The organism is Cohaesibacter marisflavi, assembly GCF_963665895.2.
Classification (GTDB): Bacteria; Pseudomonadota; Alphaproteobacteria; order Rhizobiales; family Cohaesibacteraceae; genus Cohaesibacter; species Cohaesibacter marisflavi.
The window spans coordinates 179,471-203,263 of sequence record NZ_OY762533.1 but is presented as its reverse complement, the minus strand read 5'-3'; the positions used below and the strand labels follow the sequence as shown (position 1 = coordinate 203,263).

Annotated in this window: 21 protein-coding genes and 3 pseudogenes; 8 read left to right on the top strand and 16 right to left on the bottom strand. The window is 54.5% G+C overall.

Annotated elements, in window-relative coordinates:
* Positions 1-6: 6 nt before the first annotated feature.
* Positions 7-153: pseudogene (locus ACKPCT_RS00960) on the top strand (Lrp/AsnC family transcriptional regulator); the annotation flags it as partial.
* A 479-nt stretch (positions 154-632) separates the two neighbouring features.
* Here the strand turns inward: ACKPCT_RS00960 and ACKPCT_RS00955 are convergent.
* The 7 genes and pseudogenes from ACKPCT_RS00955 to ACKPCT_RS00925 all read right to left on the bottom strand — a co-directional run bounded on the left by ACKPCT_RS00955 (position 633) and on the right by ACKPCT_RS00925 (position 8,327).
* The gene (locus ACKPCT_RS00955; protein ID WP_319567050.1) at positions 633-1,832 is read right to left on the bottom strand and encodes an IS91 family transposase; all 1,200 of its coding nucleotides are present in this window, start codon (positions 1,830-1,832) and stop codon (positions 633-635) included.
* A 12-nt stretch (positions 1,833-1,844) separates the two neighbouring features.
* Positions 1,845-2,732: a tyrosine-type recombinase/integrase gene (locus ACKPCT_RS00950; protein ID WP_319566941.1), complete on the bottom strand. Its 888-nt coding sequence runs from the start codon at positions 2,730-2,732 to the stop codon at positions 1,845-1,847.
* A 204-nt stretch (positions 2,733-2,936) separates the two neighbouring features.
* Positions 2,937-4,280 (bottom strand): annotated as a pseudogene (locus ACKPCT_RS00945) (transposase).
* Positions 4,281-4,610: 330 nt separating this feature from the next.
* Entirely contained in the window at positions 4,611-5,333 is a 723-nt protein-coding gene (locus ACKPCT_RS00940) for a hypothetical protein (protein ID WP_319566940.1), read from the bottom strand.
* The gene (locus tag ACKPCT_RS00935) at positions 5,330-5,800 is read right to left on the bottom strand and encodes a cytochrome P460 family protein (protein WP_319566939.1); all 471 of its coding nucleotides are present in this window, start codon (positions 5,798-5,800) and stop codon (positions 5,330-5,332) included. The genes ACKPCT_RS00940 and ACKPCT_RS00935 overlap by 4 nt, the downstream gene beginning before the upstream one ends.
* 128 nt (positions 5,801-5,928) lie before the next feature.
* Positions 5,929-6,918: an aldo/keto reductase gene (locus tag ACKPCT_RS00930; protein WP_319566938.1), complete on the bottom strand. Its 990-nt coding sequence runs from the start codon at positions 6,916-6,918 to the stop codon at positions 5,929-5,931.
* Between the two features lie 14 nt (positions 6,919-6,932).
* The gene (locus ACKPCT_RS00925) at positions 6,933-8,327 is read right to left on the bottom strand and encodes an MFS transporter (protein ID WP_319566937.1); all 1,395 of its coding nucleotides are present in this window, start codon (positions 8,325-8,327) and stop codon (positions 6,933-6,935) included.
* Between the two features lie 118 nt (positions 8,328-8,445).
* On the opposite strand from ACKPCT_RS00925, the gene ACKPCT_RS00920 reads away from it, so the two are divergent.
* Positions 8,446-9,333 (top strand): LysR family transcriptional regulator, encoded by an 888-nt coding sequence (locus ACKPCT_RS00920; protein ID WP_319566936.1) that lies wholly within the window; start codon positions 8,446-8,448, stop codon positions 9,331-9,333.
* Positions 9,334-9,350: 17 nt separating this feature from the next.
* Here the strand turns inward: ACKPCT_RS00920 and ACKPCT_RS00915 are convergent.
* A pseudogene (locus ACKPCT_RS00915) lies at positions 9,351-10,329 on the bottom strand (alpha/beta hydrolase).
* A 242-nt stretch (positions 10,330-10,571) separates the two neighbouring features.
* Between ACKPCT_RS00915 and ACKPCT_RS00910 the strand changes: the two are divergent.
* The 3 genes from ACKPCT_RS00910 (at position 10,572) to ACKPCT_RS00900 (ending at position 13,633) form a co-directional block, all read left to right on the top strand.
* On the top strand, positions 10,572-11,672 hold the full coding sequence (locus tag ACKPCT_RS00910) for an alpha/beta hydrolase (RefSeq protein WP_319566935.1): 1,101 nt from the start codon (positions 10,572-10,574) through the stop codon (positions 11,670-11,672).
* Positions 11,669-12,271 (top strand): flavodoxin, encoded by a 603-nt coding sequence (locus ACKPCT_RS00905; RefSeq protein ID WP_090075682.1) that lies wholly within the window; start codon positions 11,669-11,671, stop codon positions 12,269-12,271. Before ACKPCT_RS00910 ends, ACKPCT_RS00905 begins: the two co-directional genes overlap by 4 nt.
* Before the next feature lie 201 nt (positions 12,272-12,472).
* The gene (locus tag ACKPCT_RS00900; protein WP_319566934.1) at positions 12,473-13,633 is read left to right on the top strand and encodes an aldo/keto reductase; all 1,161 of its coding nucleotides are present in this window, start codon (positions 12,473-12,475) and stop codon (positions 13,631-13,633) included.
* Between the two features lie 345 nt (positions 13,634-13,978).
* Here the strand turns inward: ACKPCT_RS00900 and ACKPCT_RS00895 are convergent, their stop codons facing one another.
* Together ACKPCT_RS00895 and ACKPCT_RS00890 are read right to left on the bottom strand one after the other, a co-directional pair.
* Entirely contained in the window at positions 13,979-14,455 is a 477-nt protein-coding gene (locus ACKPCT_RS00895; protein ID WP_319566933.1) for a YybH family protein, read from the bottom strand.
* 19 nt (positions 14,456-14,474) lie between these two features.
* Positions 14,475-15,110: an NADPH-dependent F420 reductase gene (locus ACKPCT_RS00890; RefSeq protein WP_090075679.1), complete on the bottom strand. Its 636-nt coding sequence runs from the start codon at positions 15,108-15,110 to the stop codon at positions 14,475-14,477.
* A 112-nt stretch (positions 15,111-15,222) separates the two neighbouring features.
* Between ACKPCT_RS00890 and ACKPCT_RS00885 the strand changes: the two genes are divergently transcribed.
* Complete coding sequence (locus ACKPCT_RS00885; protein ID WP_319566932.1) at positions 15,223-16,119, top strand: LysR family transcriptional regulator; 897 nt, start codon at positions 15,223-15,225, stop codon at positions 16,117-16,119.
* A 25-nt stretch (positions 16,120-16,144) separates the two neighbouring features.
* Here ACKPCT_RS00885 and ACKPCT_RS00880 read toward each other — a convergent pair whose 3' ends face one another.
* Positions 16,145-16,273: an SEC-C metal-binding domain-containing protein gene (locus ACKPCT_RS00880; protein WP_407652409.1), complete on the bottom strand. Its 129-nt coding sequence runs from the start codon at positions 16,271-16,273 to the stop codon at positions 16,145-16,147.
* 478 nt (positions 16,274-16,751) lie between these two features.
* Here ACKPCT_RS00880 and ACKPCT_RS00875 point away from each other — a divergent pair, with 478 nt between their 5' ends.
* Positions 16,752-17,648, top strand: coding sequence for a LysR family transcriptional regulator (locus tag ACKPCT_RS00875; RefSeq protein WP_319566931.1), 897 nt, complete (start codon positions 16,752-16,754; stop codon positions 17,646-17,648).
* Here ACKPCT_RS00875 and ACKPCT_RS00870 read toward each other — a convergent pair.
* The 4 genes from ACKPCT_RS00870 to ACKPCT_RS00855 form a co-directional block, all read right to left on the bottom strand.
* A complete protein-coding gene (locus tag ACKPCT_RS00870; protein ID WP_319566930.1) occupies positions 17,645-18,355 on the bottom strand; it encodes a RibD family protein in 711 nt (236 codons plus the stop codon). The two genes, ACKPCT_RS00875 and ACKPCT_RS00870, sit on opposite strands and share 4 nt — an antisense overlap.
* A 112-nt stretch (positions 18,356-18,467) precedes the next feature.
* Positions 18,468-19,523 carry an NAD(P)-dependent alcohol dehydrogenase gene (locus tag ACKPCT_RS00865; RefSeq protein WP_319566929.1) on the bottom strand — a complete coding sequence of 352 codons (1,056 nt, stop codon included), beginning with the start codon at positions 19,521-19,523 and terminating at the stop codon, positions 18,468-18,470.
* A gap of 33 nt (positions 19,524-19,556) precedes the next feature.
* Complete coding sequence (locus tag ACKPCT_RS00860) at positions 19,557-20,453, bottom strand: aldo/keto reductase (RefSeq protein ID WP_319566928.1); 897 nt, start codon at positions 20,451-20,453, stop codon at positions 19,557-19,559.
* A 42-nt stretch (positions 20,454-20,495) separates the two neighbouring features.
* Complete coding sequence (locus ACKPCT_RS00855; RefSeq protein ID WP_319566927.1) at positions 20,496-21,089, bottom strand: NAD(P)H-binding protein; 594 nt, start codon at positions 21,087-21,089, stop codon at positions 20,496-20,498.
* 316 nt (positions 21,090-21,405) lie between these two features.
* On the opposite strand from ACKPCT_RS00855, the gene ACKPCT_RS00850 reads away from it, so the two are divergent.
* Positions 21,406-22,608 carry a multidrug effflux MFS transporter gene (locus ACKPCT_RS00850; RefSeq protein WP_319566926.1) on the top strand — a complete coding sequence of 401 codons (1,203 nt, stop codon included), beginning with the start codon at positions 21,406-21,408 and terminating at the stop codon, positions 22,606-22,608.
* A 74-nt stretch (positions 22,609-22,682) separates the two neighbouring features.
* On the opposite strand, the gene ACKPCT_RS00845 is transcribed toward ACKPCT_RS00850, so the two are convergent.
* Complete coding sequence (locus tag ACKPCT_RS00845; protein ID WP_319566925.1) at positions 22,683-23,699, bottom strand: zinc-dependent alcohol dehydrogenase family protein; 1,017 nt, start codon at positions 23,697-23,699, stop codon at positions 22,683-22,685.
* Positions 23,700-23,793 lie beyond the last annotated feature (94 nt).

Below are 23,793 nucleotides of genomic sequence, written 5' to 3'. Positions count from 1 at the left end.
TCCGTTGAGGTGGTTCTGATGCTGTGCCTACATGGCATGGAAGAGTTTGACGCGCGCTGCGACAAGCTTTTCCGCGACCGAACCAATGTTGCGCGCTTCTTAACAATGATGGTCATTCGCACGGCGAAGCAGGAAACGGAAATTCAGTTTTAACGGATAGTTGCTCAGGAAGACGTGACTGAAGGCTCCGTCTGCTAACCAGCCCCCGAACGGTTAAAAATGCTGCGCTTCAATCGAATGTCAGGAATGGGGAAATGGAGTTTTGGGATGAAGGCCCCGGCGAGAGTCCGCAATGGTGAAGGATTTTCGATGCGGGTCGCGGCGCGATTTTTCGGCTGGATGGAATTTCGACCCGCGTTGGAAATCCTCCCAAGGAAGAAGCCTGCGGGGACTGCGCTCAGTCTATGGGGAAAGTGTTTCGAAGGTTGGTGCGATGGTGCAGCACGGCAGATGATCAGGAGGCAGGCTCATCGTTACCCAGGCGTCTGAAGCTGGCCAAAACATCGAGCTTGATGTTGTTTTCTGTCGTGACAAGCCGCTTGAGACCAGATTTCCGAATTTGGCCGCAGGCGATCCTGTCCGGCATAACTGAAGCAGCCGGTTCTGTTTGGACCAGATGTGCAAGATATCTTTCATGCAGCCTGTTCCCTTGGAGGTGCCCGGGATAGAGGTTTCTGACCTCGCCGGAAGATCTCGATAATCCGCATGGGGCCACCGCAACAGGGACAGGGTTCTCGCAGGGTTGGCGGGCTGACCTCTGCAGCCGGTTCCTGTTTGTTATCTTCCTGCAGTTGCTCTACTCCAAGGATTGTGCGGATCCTCGCAATGTTGGCTTTGCGATTGGCGCTGGCCAAGAACCCGTAATGCCGGATCCGATGGAAGCCGGCAGGCAGGACATGGAGCAGAAAGCGACGGATGAACTCGGGCGTTGCCAACTGCATGATCTTTTGTCGATCTCCCGATTTGATACGGTAATCCTTCCAGCGGAAAGTCACAGTGCTGGCATTCGCACTGATCAGCCGGTTATTCGAGATTGCCACCCGATGGGTGTATCGACTGAGATAGGCCAACACAGCTTCAGGACCGCCAAAGGGAGGCTTGGCATAGACCACCCATTCGGTCCTGCGGAATGGTTGGAGCCAAGCGGCAAACGCCTTCGGTTCCGACAGTCCTGCCAAATCTCCGAAGAAGGCGAGCTTGTCAGACTGATGCAGATCCAACAGTCCTTCCAGAAACAGCCGTCGGAACAGCCGGGATAGCACCCGCACATGAAGGAAGAAGCCGGGCTTGGATCCCACCCACCTTGTGCCATCTGGTGACAGGCCTCCGCCGGGCACGATCATATGGATGTGGGGATGATGCATGAGGGCCGATCCCCATGTGTGCAGCACAGAGGTCATACCCAGCCTGGCACCCATGCGTTTGGGATCGGCAGCGATGGTCATCACCGTTTGTGCAGATGCCCTGAACAACAGCCCATAGAGTGCTCGCTTGTTCCAGTAGGTAATCTGGGCAATCTCCGCAGGGAGGGTGAAGACGAGGTGGAAATACTCGACCGGCAACAAGTCCTCGGCGCGTGCCTCCATCCAGTCACGGGCAGCTGGACCCTGACACTTCGGACAGTGGCGGTTCTTGCAGGAATTATAGGCAATGTGATGGTGGCCACACTTGGCACAGCCTGCCACATGCCCGCCAAGCGCCTCCGTTCGGCAGGTCTCTATTGCTGACATCACCTTGAGTTGGTCAAGGCTTATATGTCCTTGGTTGGCTTGGCGCCAGGCTGGGCCGTATCGTCGAAAGATATCGGCTATCTCCAGCTTTGCACGCGGCACCACAAGGGCCGCTTATTCCAGGCTTCGCTTCACGGTTTGATCCTGCAAGCTGGCCAGCATCTCAAAGGGGCTGACGGTGTCCCGGATTGTCTTGGTGGCAACATGGGTATATTGCGCCGTCGTAGACAGCTTGGCATGGCCGAGCAAGACCTGTATCACCCGCACATCCGTGTTGGCTTCGAGCAGATGAGTGGCAAAGCTGTGCCGCAATGTATGCAGGGTCGCGGTCTTCCGGATCTCGGCCATATTCTTTGCCGACCCAAAGGCACGGCTCAATTGTCGTGGTGAAATCGGGTTGATCGTCGGCTTGCCCGGGAACAGCCAACCTCCCGGGCGAGCCTCGCGCCAATAGGTTCGCAATAGATGCAGCAAGCCCGGAGACAGCATGACCTTGCGGTCCTTGCTTCCTTTGCCCTGTTCGACATGGATCAGCATCCTGTCACTGTCGATGTCACAAACCTTGAGATTGCAAACCTCGGATGCCCGCAGCCCGGCCCCATAGGCGATGCTGAGTGCGGCTCGATACTTCAGCCCCGGTCCTGGTGCGGCCATCAGCAGATCTGAAACCTCTTCAATGCTCAGAACCACTGGCAGCTTGCGCGGCTCTCTGCGGAACTGCATATACCGCTTCATCTCCTCGCGACCACAGGTCATGGTGAAAAAGAAGCGGAGCGCCACGATACGGGCATTGAAGGTTGTCGGTGTTATGCCGGCATCTGTCATGTGAAGTTGGTAGGCACGTAATTCTTCCGCTGTGGCGTCGTCCGGGGAATGACCAAGAAAAGCTGCAAAATCCTTGATCGCTCTGATATGGGCCTTTTGCGCTTTGTCGCCCATTCCGCGTATGCGCATATCTTCGATCATTCGTTGGCGTAAGGGTGTGGTTCTCTCCTCCGTCATGGAAACCTCCTGTCTGATAATTGAGAACGCCTCAATCGTCAGACAGACGGCGGTGATCGCAAAACAGACTTATCTCAGAGGGTTAACGGAGCCTCCCCAGAGCACCATTGCCGCGCGAGCGGCTTCGTCCTTGGGCCGATTCCGTTGAAAAAGGCGTAGATTTGATGGGAGATCAGGCGCGGTAAAGAGGCTTTTGATGGCGTTTCACGCCGGGATCGGGATCAGTTTTGCCATCTTGCGCAGGTTCTGGGCTGTTGCTGCGATGTGGAATTCGTCTCTGGCTCCATTTGGACCTCTGAGGCGTAATCGGTCCAGTTTCATGATGCGCTTGAGATGGGCAAACAGCATCTCCACCTTCTTTCGCTGACGCATCGAGATGACATAATCATCCGTCTGGGCGATATCTCTTGCCATATCGCGGGCACCCTCGAAGACCGAGCACATGATCTTGCGGGCTGGTTGTTTGGGAACACAGACCTGTTTTAAAACACAGGCCTCGCAGTCATGCTTGCTGGCGCGATATCTGCGCATGCCATCGCCATCAATGGCATCTCGCTCTTTTTTGAACGGGCGGCGATATTGATGCAGAGACTTGCCGCCGGGACAGTAATATACGTCTCCATCGGGATCATAGATGAAGTCGGAGCGTGAAAAAGTACCGTCACGTCTCCCTGATTTGTCAAACACGGGAATGTGTGGCTCGATCCCATGTTCATAGACAAGCCATCCCAGCATCTCCGCACTGCCATAGCCGGTGTCCCCGACACGTCGCGCAGGATAGAGACCGGTCTGGGCCATCACGCGTTCGATCATGTCGCGGGCAGCTTTATTCTCAGCCTGACGAATGGGAGCTGTCGGTTCCACATCCACGATGATCCCATTGTCGAGATCGACCAGATAGTTGGTTGAATAGATGAAGTGCGCCTTGCCTCGATCAGCCGGATCCACGGGCGAGATGTATTTGGGCGGAACTGGCGTAGCCGACACGAAGGCTGCATCATCCAGTGTTTGCAGATATTCCTCTGTCGCTCGGCTTGCGTGATCTTCTGGTGACCAGTCCTTCGGTTCAATGCCATCCTCACGGTTTGCATCTGCTTTGATCAGCGAGGCGTCAATCCCGAAGGCTTCCCCGCCAACAAGCCCCTCGGCAATCGTGCGGCTGAGAACATCCTCGAACAGCTTCCTGAACAGATCGCTCTGGCGGAACCGACCATATCTGTTCTTGGAAAAGGTTGAATGATCCGGGACAGGATCTGTCAGATCCAGGCGGCAAAACCACCGATAGGCAAGATTGAGGCGGACTTCATCGCAAAGGCGGCGCTCGGACCGGATGCCCATGATTTAGCCAACCAGCAGCATCCTGATCATCAGTTCGGGATCGATCGAGGGACGACCGATGGAGCTGTAGAATGGAGCGAGATGACGTCGGATGTTTGCCAGATCAATGAAGCGATCTATGGATCGCAATAGATGACCCCGCGGTACGTGGTCTTCAAGATTGAACGCGTAAAACAGCGAAGCCTGCACTCCGCTCTGATTGCCCATCATGCCCTGATCCTCCATCCTCAAAGGAATTGAATCAGGACTTCAGAACCAAAGCAACGCCTACTTTTTCAACGGAATCGGCCGTCATGAGAAATTTCGAGTTGATTGGGTTCGAACATTTTCCTTTGGCACTCGGCTTTGAAATGGAAATAGCAAGGCAAGAGACATGAGATTTGATCTCATGGGGAATAAAACGCGCCAACCGTACGAACCTAAGCCTCCATTTGCCATATTAATTTGCCATCTAGCATATATGCATATCAGGCGTTTCTGTTTTCGACTTCAAGAAGCATGAATTTCAACTAGCTCGGCGCTTTTCGGCACGTGAAGTGGTCAGTGACGTGATGCTCGGACCTTTTGTTTCCCGCCTACCAACGCGCCCTGAATTTGAGTTGCAAGCAAAAGAGCGAGTTGGGATATGACTGCCAGCCCAACCAAAGCAGCAGCCCAATGAAGAAAGAAGGGCAAGACCGATTGGTTGAAATCCCACATCGAGAGGGAATACTGAAACGCCAGCCTGTCCCATAACCCGATAGTTGCTCCACTTTTCAAAGCCTGAACCGAGACCACCAAAGACAGCAACCAGCCTGCATATTTAAGCCATCGGGGTAAGTTGCGCTTGCCCGCCACAACCAAAATCAGCGCAACGATCCTGTTCCAGTTCACCCCGATATGCATCGCAGAAAGTGCGATGGCCCAGTAGGCCGAGAACCAGTGAATTTCCTGCATGACGAACACGCGCGGCAAGAGGAATATCATTGGCAGAGTGCGCGATAGAAAAATGCTGCTGACCAGCAGCGCCAACAGAGCAAGTGCCAGCAAGACGCCAAGAACCAGATTGAAAATCCGCTGAGGCGTCCACTTTCCTTTTGAAAGGCTTTTCCACCAGAATAGATTGTTTGCGACATGTCGAAGGACGAGGAGCAGCAAGGCGCTCCCTATGATTTCATGCACCCCATTGCCCAGCCACCAATAGGCAAATGCCATGACCAGAAGGGCAAGCAACAGCCCGTCCAGCAGCACTCGCGGCAATGGCCTTGTCCATTGCATACTCATTTGCCGAACTGCCGAGCATCTGAATAGGTAAACATATACTGTCGGTCTTGCCGGGACATATGACAGGAACGGCAGCGCTCGGTATTCTCATCCATATTGATCGAGCCATCGGGCCAGAACCATTGGAATTGCCAGTCGTCAGTCCGGCTCCGTTCGTCATAGTCTGAACCGAAGCCTTCGCTCTTCTCCATCACGAACAGACGGTAGACGCTGCCCTCACGCCAATCCTGCAGGATCACCTGAGTACCATTCGGCAGCTCTTTGCCTGCCTGTAAAGCGTCCAAAGCTTCACGCGAGGTGTACATATATTCGGTCACATCGCCTCGTGTGACAGTGGAATAATGAGTGAGACCATCAATCGTCTCGCTGTCCGGAAAACGGACCCTGTTCGGCTCGGCGATAGCGGAAAAAACCAGCAAGCCTGAAAGAGCGAGGCTGGCAGAAAGGGTGGCAAATGGCTGTCCCATACGGGTCTCCCTTGGTGTCGGTGCGCTCGGCCTTTCAGGCTCGAGACTGTTATTCTCTAGATGCAGGGCTGCCTAACCGCATGATTAGGCAGCCTGTACGTATAAGCCCTATAATCAGAGCAGATTAATCACAGGCCGGTCATTTCCATCAAAGGGGCAGGAAGGCGATCACCGGTGATAGCAATTGCATCGGCTGCTTTGGTGAGTTGCGCGACGTCCGCTTCGCTCAGAGTGAGGGAAAGGGTGCCGAGATTTTCGTCCAGCCTGTATTCCTTTGTGGTGCCCGGAATTGGCACGATCCAGGGCTTCTGAGCCATAAGCCATGCGAGTGCGACCTGGGCAGGGGTTGCGCCCTTCTCAGTTGCCATCAGACGGATCTGATCGACCAGCGCCAGATTGGCCTTGCGAGCTTCGGGTGCAAACCGCGGGACAAAATTGCGGAAGTCATCCGGCGCAAAGACCGTGTCCATCGTGATCTGGCCCGTCAGGAAGCCTGCGCCCAGCGGGCTGAAAGGTACAAAGCCGATACCCAGTTCTTCGAGCAGATCCAGAAGGCCTGCCTCAGGGCCTCGCCAGAAGAGGGAATATTCGCTTTGTACGGCTGATAGAGGCAGCACAGCGTGGGCGCGGCGGATGGTGTCAAGACCGGCTTCGGAAAGCCCCCAATGCAGGACTTTGCCTTCGCGAACCAAATCAGCCATAGCACCTGCAACATCCTCAATCGGAACATTCGGATCGACGCGATGCTGATAGAACAGATCAATATGGTCGGTCTTGAGGCGTTTGAGGCTGGCTTCTGCGACCGCCTTGACATGCTCCGGCCTACTGTTGGTGCCACCTCGGCGCTCGCCGGTTTCAAGGTCGATGTCAAAGCCGAACTTGGTGGCGATCTTCACCTTGTCGCGTACAGGAGCCAGCGCTTCACCAACAAGGACTTCGTTGGCAAAGGGGCCATAGGCTTCGGCGGTATCGAACAGGGTCACGCCCTTATCTACCGCGCTCCGGATAAGAGCGATCATGGCGTCATGATCGGCTGCCGGACCATAGGCGGAGGTCATGCTCATGCAGCCAAGACCCAAGGCTGAAACTTCCAGAGAACCAAGCTTGCGGTATTCCATTGTGTTTTCCTTTCTTATTGTTTTTCTGATGCTGGACGCAGAATGAACATCCATGAAACGAGGAGAGCGGCGAGAACGAACAGGGCACCACCCTGCAAGGCGTGAGCTGTTCGTTCGGCGATGGCGAGGCGTGTTGCTCCAGATGTGGAGGTGAGCGCGGCCAGAGCCACGAGCAGGGCAAGACCGAGGGATGATCCAAGCTGATGGGCGACATTCACCGTACCGGATGCAGCGCCCACATCCTCGGCTTCCACGCCGGCAATACCGGATGACGTGAGCGGTGCCATGGCAGCCCCCTGACCAAAGCCGACAAACACCATCGGCAGCATGATCTCGGTCCAGAGGTTGCTGTCTATTCCCAGTAGTGACAGCCAGGCGAGCCCGACGCCACATGTCAGGTAGCTCGCCATCAACACCGGGCCGCGACCGAACCGAGCTATCATCTTGGGCACATTCATCGCGGCAATGAAGTTGACGAAGGTCGCGGGGAAAAAGGCCAGCCCCGTTTCGGCTGCGGTGAGCCCCAGAACCTCCTGCATATATTGCGCAACGAAAAAGTAGAAACTGACGTTGGCACCAAGAAACAGCACCCGAGCGCCATAGGCCCCACCGCGCTCGGCGTGAGTCAATAGCCGTAATGGCAACAGTGGTTGGTGAACCCGCGCCTCATGAACCAGAAATGCCGCGAGAAGGACAAATCCGAGAGCAAGCACGCCGATGGATCCCCAATTACCCCAGCCTTGTTCTGCGGCATGAACAGATGCAAAAACCAGCGCTCCGAGTCCAACGGTTGACAGAAGGGCACCCAGAACATCGATTTTACCGGCAAAGCGATCCGTCTCCTTGACGTAGCGAAGCGCGACCACCAGCAGGCCGACACTGATCGGGAGATTGATGAAGAAACCTGCCCGCCAGGAAATCATATCAGCCAGCACGCCGCCAAGCACCATGCCAAAACTTGCTGAAACGCCTGCGGCGGCAGCATACCAGGCAACGGCACGATTGCGCTCTTCTCCTGCCGGAAAAGTCACCTGCAACAGGGAAAGCGTGGAGGGAGCAAGAATGGCGGCCCCCATTCCCTGTACGGCTCGCGCGGCGACGATGAACCCGGCGCTCTGCGCAGAGCCAATTGCCAGAGATGCCAGAGCAAAAATGCTGAGGCCGATCATATAGATCCGACGCCGACCATAGAGGTCTCCCAGCTTGCCACCCAACAGCAGAAAGCCGCCGAAGAAAAGCGTATAGATGCTGGAAACCCATGTGAGACCGGCATCGGAAAAGCCAAGATCCGCCTGCAATCGCGGCAATGCGGTCAAGACGATTGAAATATCGAGAACGATCATCGCATAGCTGAGCACGACAAGGATCAGCACCGCTTTGGTATGAAGAGAATTGTCTTTTTGTTGCATTGAGAGATCCCGCATTTAGTCATTGACCCTTTTGGCCTTGATGCAAATATATATTCTGAGCTATTGATCTATTAGATCGATAATTGCGGATGTCGTTATTAGAAAACAGGCATAATCCATGCGCCGTACTTTCAATGAACTCTATGCATTCACCGTGGTGGCCCGACATCGCAGCTTCACGCGTGCGGCAGCGCAGTTGGGCATGTCTCAGTCAGCCCTGTCCCAGACCGTCAAGAATCTGGAAGAAGATCTGGGGGTGCGGCTGTTAACCCGTTCCACGCGCAGTGTCTTTCCAACCGAAGCAGGAGAACGTCTGCTGTTGCGCCTTGGACCCCAGTTCGATGACATGGAAGAGGCTCTGGACGAGTTGAATAATGTGCGGACAAGCCCACGGGGAACCATCCGCATCAGCGCGGGAGAACATGCCGCGATCACGCTTCTGCAGCCAAAGATCACTTCGTTCCTCTCGGACTATCCCGACGTGTCTGTCGAAATTGCCGTCGATGCTGGAATGATCGATATTGTGGCTGAAGGGTTTGACGCTGGCGTTCGGCTTGGCGAACAGGTCGCCAAGGACATGATCGCCGTTCGCATCAGCCCCGATATTCGCATGTGCATGGTAGCCACTCCGGACTATCTGTCCCAACATCCAGCCCCGACCACACCCGAGGATCTGACGAACCACCGCTGCATCAATACCCGCATGCCGACACATGGCGGCGTCTTTGTCTGGGAAATGATGCAGAATGGCGAAGAGATAAGGGTTCGCGTCGAAGGGCCTGCGACCTTCAACAGTCTGCCACTGAGGCTGGCTGCCACCCTTGATAGTGTCGGCATCGGATATATGCCCTTCGATGTTGCGGCTCCCCACATCACCGAAGAGCGATTGTTGCCGGTTCTGGAAAGCTACTGGCCAACGTGGGACGGATACCATCTCTATTACCCGAACCGTCGCCAGATGAGCCCCGCTTTCCGGCTACTGATCGACCACCTGCGCCATCGCTGATGGCAGGCAGGGCCGAGCTATTTGGCAGCCATGCCACCTAGTCCCTTTTCTTCGATCCATGCGGTTGCAAGATCAGCGATCTGCTTGTTGTTGAGGTCTGAGAACAGGAAGTGGGTATTGCCATGGATCCCCTGTTCCGGCAGATGCACGAGCGTCGCATCCCCGCCGTGACGGTTGATGGCAGCAACCCAAAGACGTGCCATCGCCAGACGGGTGCGCCAGTTGTCGAGACCGAAGTCATCGGTGGGGTCTTCCGGGATATTGTCGCCATAATAGACCACGATCGGGATCTCGGTAAGTTTGGCGAAATCCTCCGCGGACACAGGTTCGGGGTTCAAGGTACCTGCTGACCCTGAGATCGGCTCTGGCATCTCGTTTTCCGGGAAGACATAACCACTACCCGGCTCGTAGGAAATGATGGCCTTCACATTGGCATTCTTGATTGCGGTCAGCCAGCCCGGCCCACCGGCCTGAGAATGGGTGACAAGAATAGAAGGACCGATCTTGTCGACGAGGGCCGAAACTCCATCGCTGACAACCTCAGGATCAAAGGCACCGGTGTTGGGTGTAACCGAGCGGAGGAATTCGACAAGCGTATCCTCGGAGGTATCAAACTGGACATTGTCAAAATAGTTCGGCCATTGCCCGATCCGGAACATGTCAAAGAACAACTGGTCATATGCGGTGGGCTTGGCCTCGGCGGCAACCGTGCTGTTGCCCGCCTTGCCGCGACGTGGCTGGTCAATGGTGTGCACGGCAAAATGACGACGGAGCATCAGCGTCTGGAAACCTTCGCGACCATCCGCAGTAGTCTCCCAGCTTTTGCCCGGCTGAATTGAGAGGCGCCTTGTTGTCGAAGGTGCCTGCTTCTGTGATCACGGTGCCTCCAGCACTGAAACTGCCCTGATCAATGATGGTCAGAGGCTCAAAGGCCCAGACGGAAGAGGCCAGCGAAAGGCTGACAGTTGCCGCAAGAAAGAGTGTTTCCAGTCTCATGGAGCATCCTTGTTTTGAGAGGTTCATGAATGAAGTCTTCCAGAAACCCTAACTCAAGCTGCCCAACCCGATTAGCTACATCTTCTCGATCAAGCTTATTAGTAAGATCGATGAATAGGAAACGAATGATCGCTATTCATTCAATCTGCTTATGGTTGTTAGAAAGACAAGCTGGCTAATCAGGGATGCTCACCTCTCCTAAATTGAACACAAGATCACACAGGAGAGAGCGGAGCCACACCATGGGCTATTCAAAATCTGACTTCCGTATTAGCAAGCATTCGCTGAAACGCCTTGCCATCGCGATGACCTGTCTGACCATCGGGTTGGGAGAAGCCGCAGCACAAGAGTCCCCCGGTGGGGATGTCTCAAGTCAATCAACGGCTTCCGATGCGCCTCCGATCACTGTGCCTCTGACAGGCGAAAGCACGATCGGCGAGCTGCTTTCCCATCCAGCTCTTCGAACCTTTACCACCCATATATTGCCATGGGCCAACAGGAACTATCAGGAGGATATGCCGCTTACCCAGATCGCCCGGCTCCTGCCTTATCATAGCGACGTCAACTTGGAGACCGTGCTTTCCGGGCTTAATCGTTTGATCGAACTGCAACAGCATGGTGCTCCCGTCTTCCATGAAATCTACTCAGAGGAAGAGCGAGCACGGCGGTCAGATCTTGATGAAGCGGGGCTGTTCTTCTTTCCCGGCAAACCCGGTGCCCCCTTTGCGATTATCGCTCCTGGTGGCGGCTTCTCCTATGTGGGATCCGTTCATGAAGGGTTCCCCTATGCAATGGTGTTGGCGGAACTGGGCTTCAACGCCTTCGTTGTAACCTATCGAACCGGTCAGGGTGGGCAAGTTGCAACGCAGGATATGGCCCGCGCCGTTGATTATGTTATGGCCAATTCGACTGTATTGCAGGTCGCAACAGACGGATATTCGGTTTGGGGCAGCTCGGCTGGAGCACGGATGGCGGCATATATTGGCAGCCATGGACCGGATGCATTTGGCGCCAACACCACAAAACGCCCCAGTACCGTTGTCATGGCCTACACCTCCCATCGCGACATCGGTGAGACGGAACCGCCAACCTACGTGATTGTCGGAGAGCGCGACGGTATAGCCCCGCCCTCGAGCATGCAGCCACGCGTCACCGCACTTAAGAAACTCGGCACGGACGTGGCCTTTCGCGTTGTCCCCGACATTGGTCATGGCTTTGGAGCCGGAACGAACACCCCGGCAGAAGGATGGATCCGGGAAGCCGCTTCTTTCTGGCAGGCACATCTGCCGGAGAATAGCCACCGCCTTCTTCCCGCTCATCAAAATCAGGAAACAAGCAATTGAAAAATTCCAAAAAGATCAATCGCCGGAATGCCTTATTCCAACTCTACGGAGCGGCTCTTGGGTTTGGAGTGGGAACCAGTCTTGTGGCTCAAGCTGATCCGCTGCCGGTGAACAAACGTTCCTCTTCAACGCTTGTCGCCTACCTGAGCAGAAGTGGCAACACCCGCGTGATCGCTGAAACTCTCGCAAGACAAATGTCTGCAGACCTGTTCGAAATCAGGACGGTGGAACCATATCCCGATGACTATCAGGCTCATGTGCTCCGTGCGCGTCAGCAGCAGGAAACCGGTGAACTACCCGCACTCTCAGGCGATTTTCCCGGTCTTGATGGGTATCATTCGGTCGTTCTGGCCTTCCCAATATGGGGGCGGGACATGCCAGCACCGGTTCGAAGCTTTCTTGCAGATTGGGACATGGGCAACAAAACCCTGTTTCCTTGCATCACGCACGGCGGTTACGGACCAGGCCACAGTCTCGAAACTCTGGGGCAATTGGTTCCTGACGCCCAGATCAAACCTGCCTTCATCAAGCAATGCGATTCCGAGCGGGACACAATCAGCCTGCTGGCTGATTGGACAGCCACAGTGATGCCCTCCTGAGCCATTCAAACATCAAACAGATAAGGCCAATCTTCGAAAGCTCGGTAATCACGAGCCAAATCTGCTGCTACCCTGCGAATGGAGTTGGATGGGAGGCTCAATCAGAAGCTTTCGAAATAGACGACAAAATTCACCGAAGACAACATGCCTTGTAAGCATCGTTGTCTCTGTATTTCCTCAGCATAGAAATGGAGATTTTCCATGCAGAAAGACGAAGGCAAAGTCACCAAAAGCCCGATCGCGCGCCGTAGCCTACTCGCTGCAGCGGGTGGACTGGCGCTGACACCTCTGGCCGGTGCTCTTGTCAGCAATGCCAAAGCCCAGACAACAAAAGAACCGCAGCCAATGGCCAAAGGCCGCAGAATGCTTGGTTCTCTGGAGGTGTCCGCCATCGGAATGGGGGTGCAGAATATGCACCGAACTTATCCGACAACTATTCCTAACCGGCCCGAAATGCATCGGATCATCCAGTCGGCCTTTGATCACGGCGTCACCTTCTTTGACACTGCCGAAGCCTATGGACCGCATGAATGCGAACGCATTCTAGGGGAAGCCACAGGTTCATTCCGTGACGAAATCGTCATAGCCTCCAAATTCGGTTTTGACGTCGATTTCGAAACGGGTGAACGCCGCGGCGGTCGGAACAGCAAACCGGATCACATCAAACAGGCCGTCGAGGGTATGCTTAAGCGCCTGAAAACGGATAGGATCGATCTGCTCTACCAGCACCGCGTCGACCCTGAAGTCCCCATTGAGGATGTCGCTGGCGCCGTGAAGGATCTTATGGACGAAGGCAAGGTTCTTCATTGGGGCATGTCTGAGATGGGGCTCAAGACCTTGCGTCGCGCCCACGCTGTGCTTCCCCTGACAGCGGTGCAGAGCGAATATTCCATGGTTTGGCGTGGACCTGAGCAGGAGGTTCTGGCGACGTGCGAGGAACTGGGTATTGGGTTCGTTCCGTGGAGCCCACTGGGCGTGGGCTTCCTGTGTGGTGCTATCGATGAGAGAACACGGTTTGCAGAAGGGGACTTCCGCGGTCTTACGAGCCGTTACCAGCCGGAAAACTTGCCAAATAATTTGGCACTGTTTGAGCTGGTCAAAAGCTGGGCAGAGCGCAAGGGTGCACAACCGGGTCAAATCGCCCTCGCATGGTTGATGGCACAGAAGCCATGGATTGTGCCGATTCCGGGCACAACGCAGATGGCGCATATGCGAGAGAATGTTGGTTCGACATCCGTGGAATTCACAAGTGAAGAGCTGGCAGAACTCAATACGGCGGTTCGGGCAATCGAAATCAAGGGCGCTCGCCTGCCTGATGCCGTTCAGGCCATGTCCGGTGTTGAGGCCCCGGAAAAGAGTTAAACCGTAAGCGACGAAGCCTTCCAGAAGAAGGCAGAGGAGTGTCCGGTTTATGCCCCATCTCAGTTTTGCAGCAATTCGAACAAAGCAAACTGAGGTGGGGCCTCATCTTCTAAGCCAGGAACGGACGATTGGAATTCAAACTCTCCTTTGTTCGAATATGAGACGCAATCAGCTTTCAGACATCTTTGACTTTATGCGTGATGGCGGTCTCCTCTCGTCTGGCGGATAGGTTGGCACAGGATTTTTAGAGATCAACGGTTCACCAATAAACTCTCCCCCGGCGCATTGCGCAAACAGGCTGGATAACGCCCACCGCACGGATGCGGCAGGCATGATTGTTTCAGCTTACCGACCAGATGCCGGAGCGGCGGAGAAGCTGTAATGGGTGAATTTCCATTCCTCACCATTCTGGCGGGCGAGCAGAAACAGCTCCTTGTAGGCAGCGGGCGCTGCAGGTTGATCAGAGCCATTCACTTTAACGGTTCCGCTCGAATGGCTTCGCAACAGGGCGGCATCAGGCCCCAGTAGCTTCACCTCATCAAAGGAGAATGTAAGCTTCAGGGCAATTGCCTTAAAGGTTCCGTCATAGGCGGCAGTGACAGCCTCGCTGCCGACCGCAGCAGGAGAGTCAGGCGCCATTTGCACGCCGTCAGCGGTGTAAAGGTCAACAATCGCCGCCGTATCAGCAGCGTTGAGAGCTTTTTCGTAAGAGGTCAGAACATTCCGGATGGCGGCCTTGTCAGTGGCCTCGTCAGCGAACGCTCCTGCGCTCGAAGTCAGCAGCAGTAGGGCCGGAATCGCAGCTTTGAGAATGAATTTCATGGTCTTTCCTTTCGTCCATTCAGGATGCAGATGGCGCGATCCATGCCGGCGCGACCGTTGGGCCACGCCCAAGGAAGAAACCGAAATGGATATTCATTTCGCCGATAGGCTCAAGAAAACGTGCATTGGAAAGCGGACCGGCATCAACCGGCTCGAAACCGATGGAGCGCGCCAGCTCGGTGACGGTCTGTTTTGCGCCATCCTCATCGGACGCGACAAAGACCTGCAGGGTCGCATTGGGGCGCGCCTCTGAAGGCAACAAAGCGGCAAAGATGGTGTTGAAGGCCTTGACCACAGAGGCGGACGGGATGAGCTTCTGGATCTCTTCTGCCGCCGAGCTGGTGTGCCCCACAGTCAACCCCTTGAAGTCTTCTGTGATCGGGTTGGTGATGTCAATTACCACCTTGCCGGTCAGGTCTCCGGCCTCTTTCAGAACAACTGGCACAGCGCCGTATGGCAAGGCCAGAATTATGATATCGGCAGACTGGCTGGCAGCGGCGATGCCGCCACCATTCACCGAAGGACCAACAGCTTCAGCAGCGCTGACCGCTTTGGCAATATCTCGCGCTCCAATCGTGACCTCGTGGCCCGCTGTAGCGATGAGACTTGCGAGACCAGACCCCATGCTGCCTGCACCCAAAATAGCAACTTGCATATTCGTTTCCTTTTGTTGTTTTTGTAACTCTAGATGTGAAACGAAGGTTGCACTAAAAACTAATTCGGATAAATATCTTGATTTGAGATAAATAAAAAATGGATAGTTTATAATGGATCGCTTGACCAGCATGGCTGCTTTCGTTCGTGCGGTGGAACTGGGTTCCTTTTCCGCCGCTGCCGGTGCAATGGATATGTCACCCCAATTACTCGGCCGCCATATTCAATCGCTGGAGCAGTCGCTGGGTGTGAGATTGCTTCACCGGACAACGCGACGGCAGCATCTGACCGATGTTGGCCGCGATTTCTATGAGCGGGTCAAAATCATTCTGAGTGAAGTGGAAGCCGCAGACGCTCTGGCAGAAGAAACCCGCGCCATTCCGCGTGGTCGCTTGCGGCTCAGTTGTCCGGTCTCCTTCGGTATTCATCGGCTAGCGCCAGCCCTATCGGACTATCTGCAGCAATATCCCGAAGTCGATATCGATCTGTCGATGTCCAATCGCTATGTCGATCTGATCGAGGAAGGATTTGATCTGGTCTTTCGGGTCGGGGAACTGATGGACAGCAGTCTCATAGCCCGAGCGCTTTCCCCTTACAGGCTGGCCCTTTGCGCCGCACCGTCTTATCTGGCCCGTTGCACCCCGATCAACCAGCCTGAGGATCTGATCCAGCATGATTGCCTTGGCTTTTCCTATTCCAGCCTCAGGACACATTGGATCTTTTCTGGCCCTGATAAAGCCGTGACCGTCCCTGTCTCCAGCCGGGTGATGATGGACAGCGGCGAAGCGCTTCTCCCTCTTTGCCTTGCCGGGCTTGGCGTCATGTTGCAACCAATCGAGTTGGTGGAAAATGAAATAGCGAATGGAAATCTAGTTTCATTGCTGCCCGACTATCCGATACCAACACGCCCCATGCATCTGGTTTTCGCACCAGACCGGAGAATGACCCCGAAACTGCGTAGTTTTATCGATTTTGCGGTAGAACTATTTGGCGGCAATGGGCACGAGTGAAGCGACTTCGACTGTCGAAACCATATTACATGCCAACGCGATGACATTTCTTGTTCTTCTTCTCGCTTCCGCATGGGCACAGATCATTTGGCTTGGTGTATCTTGGCAAGAGTTTCCTTATTGCCTCTACCTGCGCATATTGAAGGTCTTCCATCTCTTCAGCCAGCGCATTCATAATTCTCCCATAAAAATCTTTCACAATGAACTCGGCATATTTTGCTGACATATCTGCCTTTGTAGCTTTGCAGAGAGACCTATCACCAGTAAGCAACAGGCCATCTTCAACATACTACAACGTCGTCAAGAAAAAGCAGTCGGGGATAGAGAGCGCGCGATACTTGCTATCAAAAGCCATCGCCTGTTCGAGAGCCTCTCCTGGAAAATCGAGAATTTCCACTCCAGAAGCCCAAAGCCTTTTTTTGCCCTCATCAGAAAAAGCACCCAACGACGGATTTTTGAAATATTTTCCATCAATAACACCTGCTCTTTCCTCCGCGCTTGGTGTGCGGAGATTATCGGATATAGGTGGGGCAATTTTGCACGCCGCTTCACACTATTGACAGTCAGGCCAAATCCTTTCATCGTGATAAATAGAGATATTTAGGGCTTTGATTAATCTTAAGGGTTCATAAATGAAAAGAGATGAACTGGGCGATCTCATCGCCTTTCTGGCCGTTTGTGAAGAAAGAAGCTTCACCAAGGCTGCTGCACGTCTTGGCACATCGCAATCATCGCTCAGCCATACGGTCAAGCGCTTGGAAGAGAGGCTTGACCTGCGTCTTCTGACCCGCACCACACGCAATGTCTCGCCTACTGAGGTCGGCGAAAAGCTGGCAGCAACCCTGCGTCCGTCTCTGGACAATATCGAAAACGAACTGAGAGGTTTGACTGTTTTCAGATCCAAACCCGCTGGTCTGGTCCGCCTAAACAGCTCACGTCAGGCAGCTGAATATATTCTTTATCCCAAACTTGCTCCTATAATGGAAGAATATCCTGATATCCGCATTGAAATCTCGGTTGAGCAAAGATGGACAGACATTGTCGAAGAGCGGTTTGATGCGGGGGTAAGGCTGGGCGAGAGCGTGGAGAAGGATATGATCGCGGTGCGGATTGGCCCGGATCTGCGCATGTTGGTGGTTGGCACGCCAGCCTACTTTGAAAAGCATGGACACCCCAAGACACCACATAACCTGACAGAACATACCTGTATCAATTTGCGCCTACCCACACTAGGAGGTCTTTATCCATGGGAATTCGAAAAAGACGGAAAGCCTCTAAACGTTCGTGTTGAGGGACAATTCACCTCAAACGATCCTGACATGATAATCCAAGCTTGTCTTGACGGACGTGGCCTGTGTTGTCTGACGGACCACCATCTGGAGACCTATCTGAAAAGCGGCGAGCTTGTTGCCACTCTGGAAGACTGGAGCCCACCCTTTCCCGGCTATTATCTCTATTATCCGTCGCGGCGTCAGGCCTCTTCGGCCTTTGCCATCGTGCTGGATGCCTTGCGTCTCAAATCGCGCTAATTGCTGACCTTGTAGCGCAGATGCACGGTCTGATGTGGCTTGGCCTCAACAGACACGAGAGCGAGTTTGAGACTGTCCTTGAGGCTCACAGCTCCGGTGTCGAAGACATTGCGCGCCCCTTGTGCGCCATCGATAGCCGGCACCATGAGCAAGCTGATCTCGTCAATCAGACCAGCCTTGAGAAACAGGCCATTGATGACCCCGCCGTCTTCGACCATGACCCTTTTTGCCTCAAAATGGATTGCCAGTTGGTCAAGCAGCCAGGCCGGATCAATATCCGCTTCGGGCGCGATGAGATAAGAGACGCCCCGCGCAGCCAGTTCCTGCAAATGAAGATCGCTGACCTCCGGCCCGAGCGCCATCAGCAGATGGTCACCATCGAGCATCCCCTCCTTCCAGTGCAATTTGCCTTTCGGGTCTAGCACGATGGCAAGGGATTCCTGCGCATTGTCAGCAATATGGATCGTGCGGGATGGTTTGGGCAGCGCTTCGGCTTCTTGATGGGAGAGGATACCACCTTCAGCGTAAGGCTCCATCGTGACGCGTCCGACGATATAGCCCCTTGCCCCGAAGGATTCCTGAAGCTCGAAATAGAGTTCGACCTGTTCGTCCCGGTCGGCTCCATCGGTCTGGCACCAGCGTTCCACTTCAACATGGGCATCAAGACCGGTGATCATATGGCAAATGGTTTCAGGGCGCTGGCTCATGGCACTGCTTTCTGGTCTCTGGTTTTTCTGGTCTGAAATTTTTCATCGCAATGGCCGGATCAATATTCCAGATCCGGCCATTCTGCTTTCATTTTTATCGACGCTTCAGCGCTCAGGCGAGCGTGGACATGTCGATCACGAAGCGATAGCGCACGTCGTTCTTTTCAAGACGTTCGAAAGCCTCGTTGATCTGATCGGCCTTGATCAGCTCAATGTCGGCCACAATGTCATGCTCGGCGCAGAAATCTAGCATTTCCTGCGTCTCGGCGATGCCGCCGATGTTGGAGCCGGAGAAGCTGCGGCGGCCTTTGACCACATTGAAAGCACCCACTTCCAGCGGCTCTGCAGGAAGGCCGACTAGCACCAGAGAGCCGTCGATGGCCAGCAAGTTTAGATAGGCACTGACCTCATGCTTGGCCGAGACCGTGTCGATGATGATGTCGACCTTGGAGGCAAAGGCCTTCATCTGCTCTGGATCGGTCGACAACACAGCCTCATGGGCGCCAAGACGCTTGGCGTCATCCACCTTGGCAGCAGAGGTCGTGAAGACCACCACGTGAGCGCCCATGGCCTTTGCGATCTTGATGGCCACATGGCCCAGACCGCCGATGCCAACGATACCAACGGTTTTGCCAGCACCGGCGCCCCAATGCTTCAGCGGCGAATAGACGGTGATCCCGGCGCAGAGCAGCGGAGCCGCAGCGGCAAGATCGAGACTTTCCGGCACATGAAGGGTGTATTGTTCCTTGCAGACGTAGGTCTGGGAGAAACCGCCATAGGTCATGCCACCCATATATTTGTCCGGCGTGTTGAAGGACAGGGTCGTGCCCTCTTCGCCTTCGCAGAACTGTTCCAGATCATGACGGCAGGCCGGGCAATGGCCGCAGGAATCGACAATACAGCCAACAGCGGCCAGATCACCGACCTTGAAGCTTTTGACGTCACGACCGACAGCGGTCACGCGGCCGACAATTTCGTGGCCGGGTACCATGGGGAAATGCCCCGCGCCGAAGTCATTGTGAACCTGATGCAGGTCTGAGTGGCAGATGCCGCAGTAAAGGACTTGAAACTGAACGTCGTCCGGCTGCAGATCGCGCCGGGCAATGTCCATCACTTCGAGCGGTTTTCTGGCTTCTGTCGTTCCGACAGCCTTGATTTGAATAGGCATGGTTTGTCCTCTTTGAAATGGTTGTTGTCGCGATCAGTCTTCGATCACGAAAGGAAAGGCCTTGCGATCGGAATGTTCCGGATCAGGGCCACCCCGCTTGCCGGTATCAAGCGCATCAATTGAAGCGACTTCATCTGCTGTGAGAGCAAAATCGAAAATATCGAAATTCTCGATGATGCGGGCGGTCTTGACCGATTTCGGGATGATCGAAATGCCAAGCTCCAGATGCCAGCGCAGGATGATCTGGGCCGGGCTCTTGCTGTATTTTTTCGCCAGAGCCGCAATGGCTGGATGGGTGAGCGGGTCTTCCTCGGGCTTGGCATCCTCGCGCCAATAGCGCTGCACGCCGCCAATGGGTGACCATGCTTGCGTGAGAATATTATGCTTCTTGTGGAAGTCGATCAGCGCTTTCTGCGTGAAGAAGGGATGCAGTTCCACCTGATTGGCGGCAGGCACGATATCGGTCTCTGCCATCAGGCGCTCGATATGGGCCGGGCTGAAGTTGCTGACTCCAATGGCGCGGATGCGGCCATCGGCCATGAGTTTCTCGGCTGCCTTGTATGCACCAACGGTACGGTCAAATTCCGCAGGTGCCGGTTGATGCAGAAGATAAAGATCGAGTTGATCGAAGCCGAGTTTTTTCATCGAACGCTCGAAACCGTGCATCGCGCTGTCATAGCTGTAATCGCTGATCCAGAGTTTGGTCTGGATGAAGATATCGTCGCGGGCGACATCGCTTTCGCGGATGGCCTCTCCGACTTCGGTTTCATTGCGATAAGCAGCAGCGGTATCGATCATGCGATAGCCTGCAACGAGGGCCGCCTTGACCGCTTCAACCGTGTCTTCGGGGCTGGAACGATAAACGCCAAGGCCAACTGCGGGGATCTCAACTCCGTTGTTGAGGGTAATGGTAGGATTGAAACCTTGCATGGTTGTCTCCTGTATTTGAGATATATTCGGAAAACTGAGGGATCAGGCCTTGTGGACGCCAAAGCTCTCGCCGATGCCGAAACCCGGCACGGTGGCGCATTTGACGATCAGGTCGCCAACGCTCTTGCGCGAAACATAGGCTTCAGGATTCTTGAAAGGCTCGCCCTTGACCGTGGTGCCATAGGCGATTTGATCACGGTTGTTGAGCCATTCGGGGCGAATGATCGTGTAGTCGAGATTGGACGCCTCAAGGGCGAGAGCGGAGTCTCGATAGGGGTCGAGCACGCTGGAATAGCGCTGTCCGGGCACTTCGTCATAGATGCCCATGGAGCTGACAAAGATCAGACGTCTAACCTTGGCGTTGTGCATGGCGGTGATGATGGTGCGAGCCTGCGCAGCCATGTTACCTGAAAGGTGGGCGTAGACCACATCGACACCAGCCATCGCTGCTTCAAGCTTGACGCCATCCATAACATCCCCATCGATGATGATGACACGGTCATTATTAGCAAGCCCATCAAGACGGCGGGCGTTGCGAGCGAAAAGTACCAGTTCCAGATTGGTTGTCTCCAGAAACAGAGCTGTGGTCACGCGAGCGATCTGTCCTGCGGCCCCGAGAATGAGAATTTTTGTCATTGAACCTATCCTTGAAAAGGTGAGGCAAACGCGTTGGGTTGCCATGCGGGAGCGGCTTGCGCTCCCTTTGACGCAAAGATAGGCGCTTTTTATTCCATTGATTAGGCGCTGAATGTGGATTGAACTTATATCAGAAACTAATGAATGCAGGAGGGCGTCAAATAGCGACCATCGGACCATTCATGAAATTTGAGTATAAGCACAAGTCATATTATGCAGCTTATCAATCTCAGCGTTTTTCCTCATATTGGCCGTAACAGGAAGTCCACCAGCAATTTGGCCCTCCGCCCGCAATCCAGCCAAATGAAGAAAGCCCATGACAATAGAAACCAATCAACAAGATCGAACCCATTCGACATATGCCCATATCGTCTTCATCATCATTCTAAGTGCGTTGATGGCATTCACTTCGCTGTCGACGGATATTTATCTGCCCGCCATGCCGATGATGGCGAAAGAGCTGAACGGCAACGCAGAACTAACCGTTACCGGCTTTCTCATCGGTTTCACGATAGCGCAACTCGTTTGGGGGCCTATCAGTGACTCGATCGGACGCAGAAAGCCGCTGTTCATCGGCATGCTGGTCTTTGTGATTGGCTCAGTTGGCTGCGCTTTGGCGCAGTCTATAGAGCAAATCATCTTCTGGCGGGTTTTTCAGGCCTTCGGCGCCTGCACCGGCCCGATGTTGTCCAGAGCCATGATCCGCGATCTATATTCCCGAACACAGGCAGCGCAAATGCTTTCAACGCTTGTGATGGTGATGGCGGTTGCTCCTATCATCGGGCCGCTTTTGGGTGGGCAGATCATTCACTTCCGCACGTGGCACGCTATTTTCTGGCTGCTCGCCGGCATTGGAATGCTGATGTTCCTGTCGATCTTCAAATTGCCGGAAACCCTGCCAAAAGAGAATGTTGCACCCTCTTCCCTTTTCTCGGCCTTGCGCAACTATGCGACCCTGATGAAAAACCGGGAATTCATGCGCTATACCCTTTGCGTCACCTTCTATTATGTCGCCGCCTACGGCTTCATCATCGGCTCTCCCTTTGTCTATATCAATTATTTCGGCGTGAACTATCAGTATTATGGCTATCTGTTCGGCTTAAACGTCGTCGGCGTGATGGTTGTCAGCTACTTCAACCGCTTCCTTCTGTCGCGCTATTCCATGGATTTGCTTCTCAAGCTTTCGACTGCAGCGGCCTTTCTCGCTACTGTGGCATTAAGCCTTGCCGTTTACGCTGGTGCTGCCAGTTTGATATTCGTCATCATCACGGTGTTTGCGTTCTTCTCGCTCAACGGGATCATTGCGGCGACGGCAACGGCTGCTGCGCTGGATGAGGTGAAAACAGCCGGTTCGGCTTCGGCTCTGATCGGCTCTCTTCAATATGGCAGCGGCATCATTTCGTCGCTTCTGCTCACCGTCTTTCGTGACGGTACGCCTTGGCCCATGGCCTGGATCATGGCCCTTTTCACCTTTGCCTGCATGGCAACGGTGCTGTTCAAACCCCGCCAACAAGATTAAGATCTTCCGGATATAAAAAGGCAGGACTTGTGCCAAGTCCTGCCTTTTCTCGTTTCTGAAGTGGTGATGTGATCCTAGACGCGCAAAAGGGCCTTGATGGCACGACGTTCGTCCATGGCTTTATAGCCTTCGGCGACGTCTTCAATCGGGATTTGAAGATCAAAGACCTTACCCGGTTCGATCTTGCGATCGATAACCAGCTGCATCAGGTCGGGCAGGAAGCGGCGCACCGGAGCAGGCCCGCCCATCAGGCCAACCTGGGCAAAAAACAGATCCTGACCGTCGATCTTGACGCCATGAGGCACACCAACGAAGCCAACGGTAGATCCGGGGCGTGCGCAAGCAATGGCCTGTTTCATGGATTGCTCGGTGCCGACGCATTCGAGAACAGAGTCCGCACCGATTTTGGCGGTGAGTTCTCGGATCTTGGCGATGCCTTCATCCCCGCGCTCGGCAACGATGTCTGTTGCACCAAACTCCAGAGCCAGATCCTGACGGGACTTGTGGCGGCTCATGGCGATGATGCGTTCAGCACCCATCTGTTTGGCGGACATGACTCCCATCAGACCAACGGCACCATCGCCGACCACGACAACCGTCGAGCCGGGCTGAACGCGTGCCGCATCGGCTGCATACCAGCCAGTGCCGAGCACGTCAGAGGCAGCGAGTAGATGCGGGATGAGGTCTTCCGATGGCTGACCTGCGGTTTTGACCAGAGTTCCATCCGCCAAAGCCACGCGAGCCATTGGGGCCTGCGCGCCAGTCATGAATTCACGCTGTTCGCATGAGGAATGAAACCCGTGCCCACAGTGCGGGCAGGTGTTATCGGACAGGCAAAAAGACCCCACAACAAAGTCACCTGGCTTGACCATGGAAACGGCGTCACCAACCGCTTCAACAACACCGCAATATTCATGGCCCATGGCCATTGGGGCGGTCACGTCATTCACGCCACGATAGGGCCACAGATCAGACCCGCAAACGCAGGTCGCAGCAAGGCGGATGATGGCATCGGTCGGGTGAATGATTTGAGGCTCTGGAACCTCTTCATAGCGAACATCACCTGGACCATAAAGCATTGTTCCTAGCATTGGCAGTCTCCTTAGAAAACGAGTGGATCTCAGTGATCCACCCGGTTTGAATTGCTGTTCATTGTATTGTGGAGGGGGGCAGTATATAGGTGGA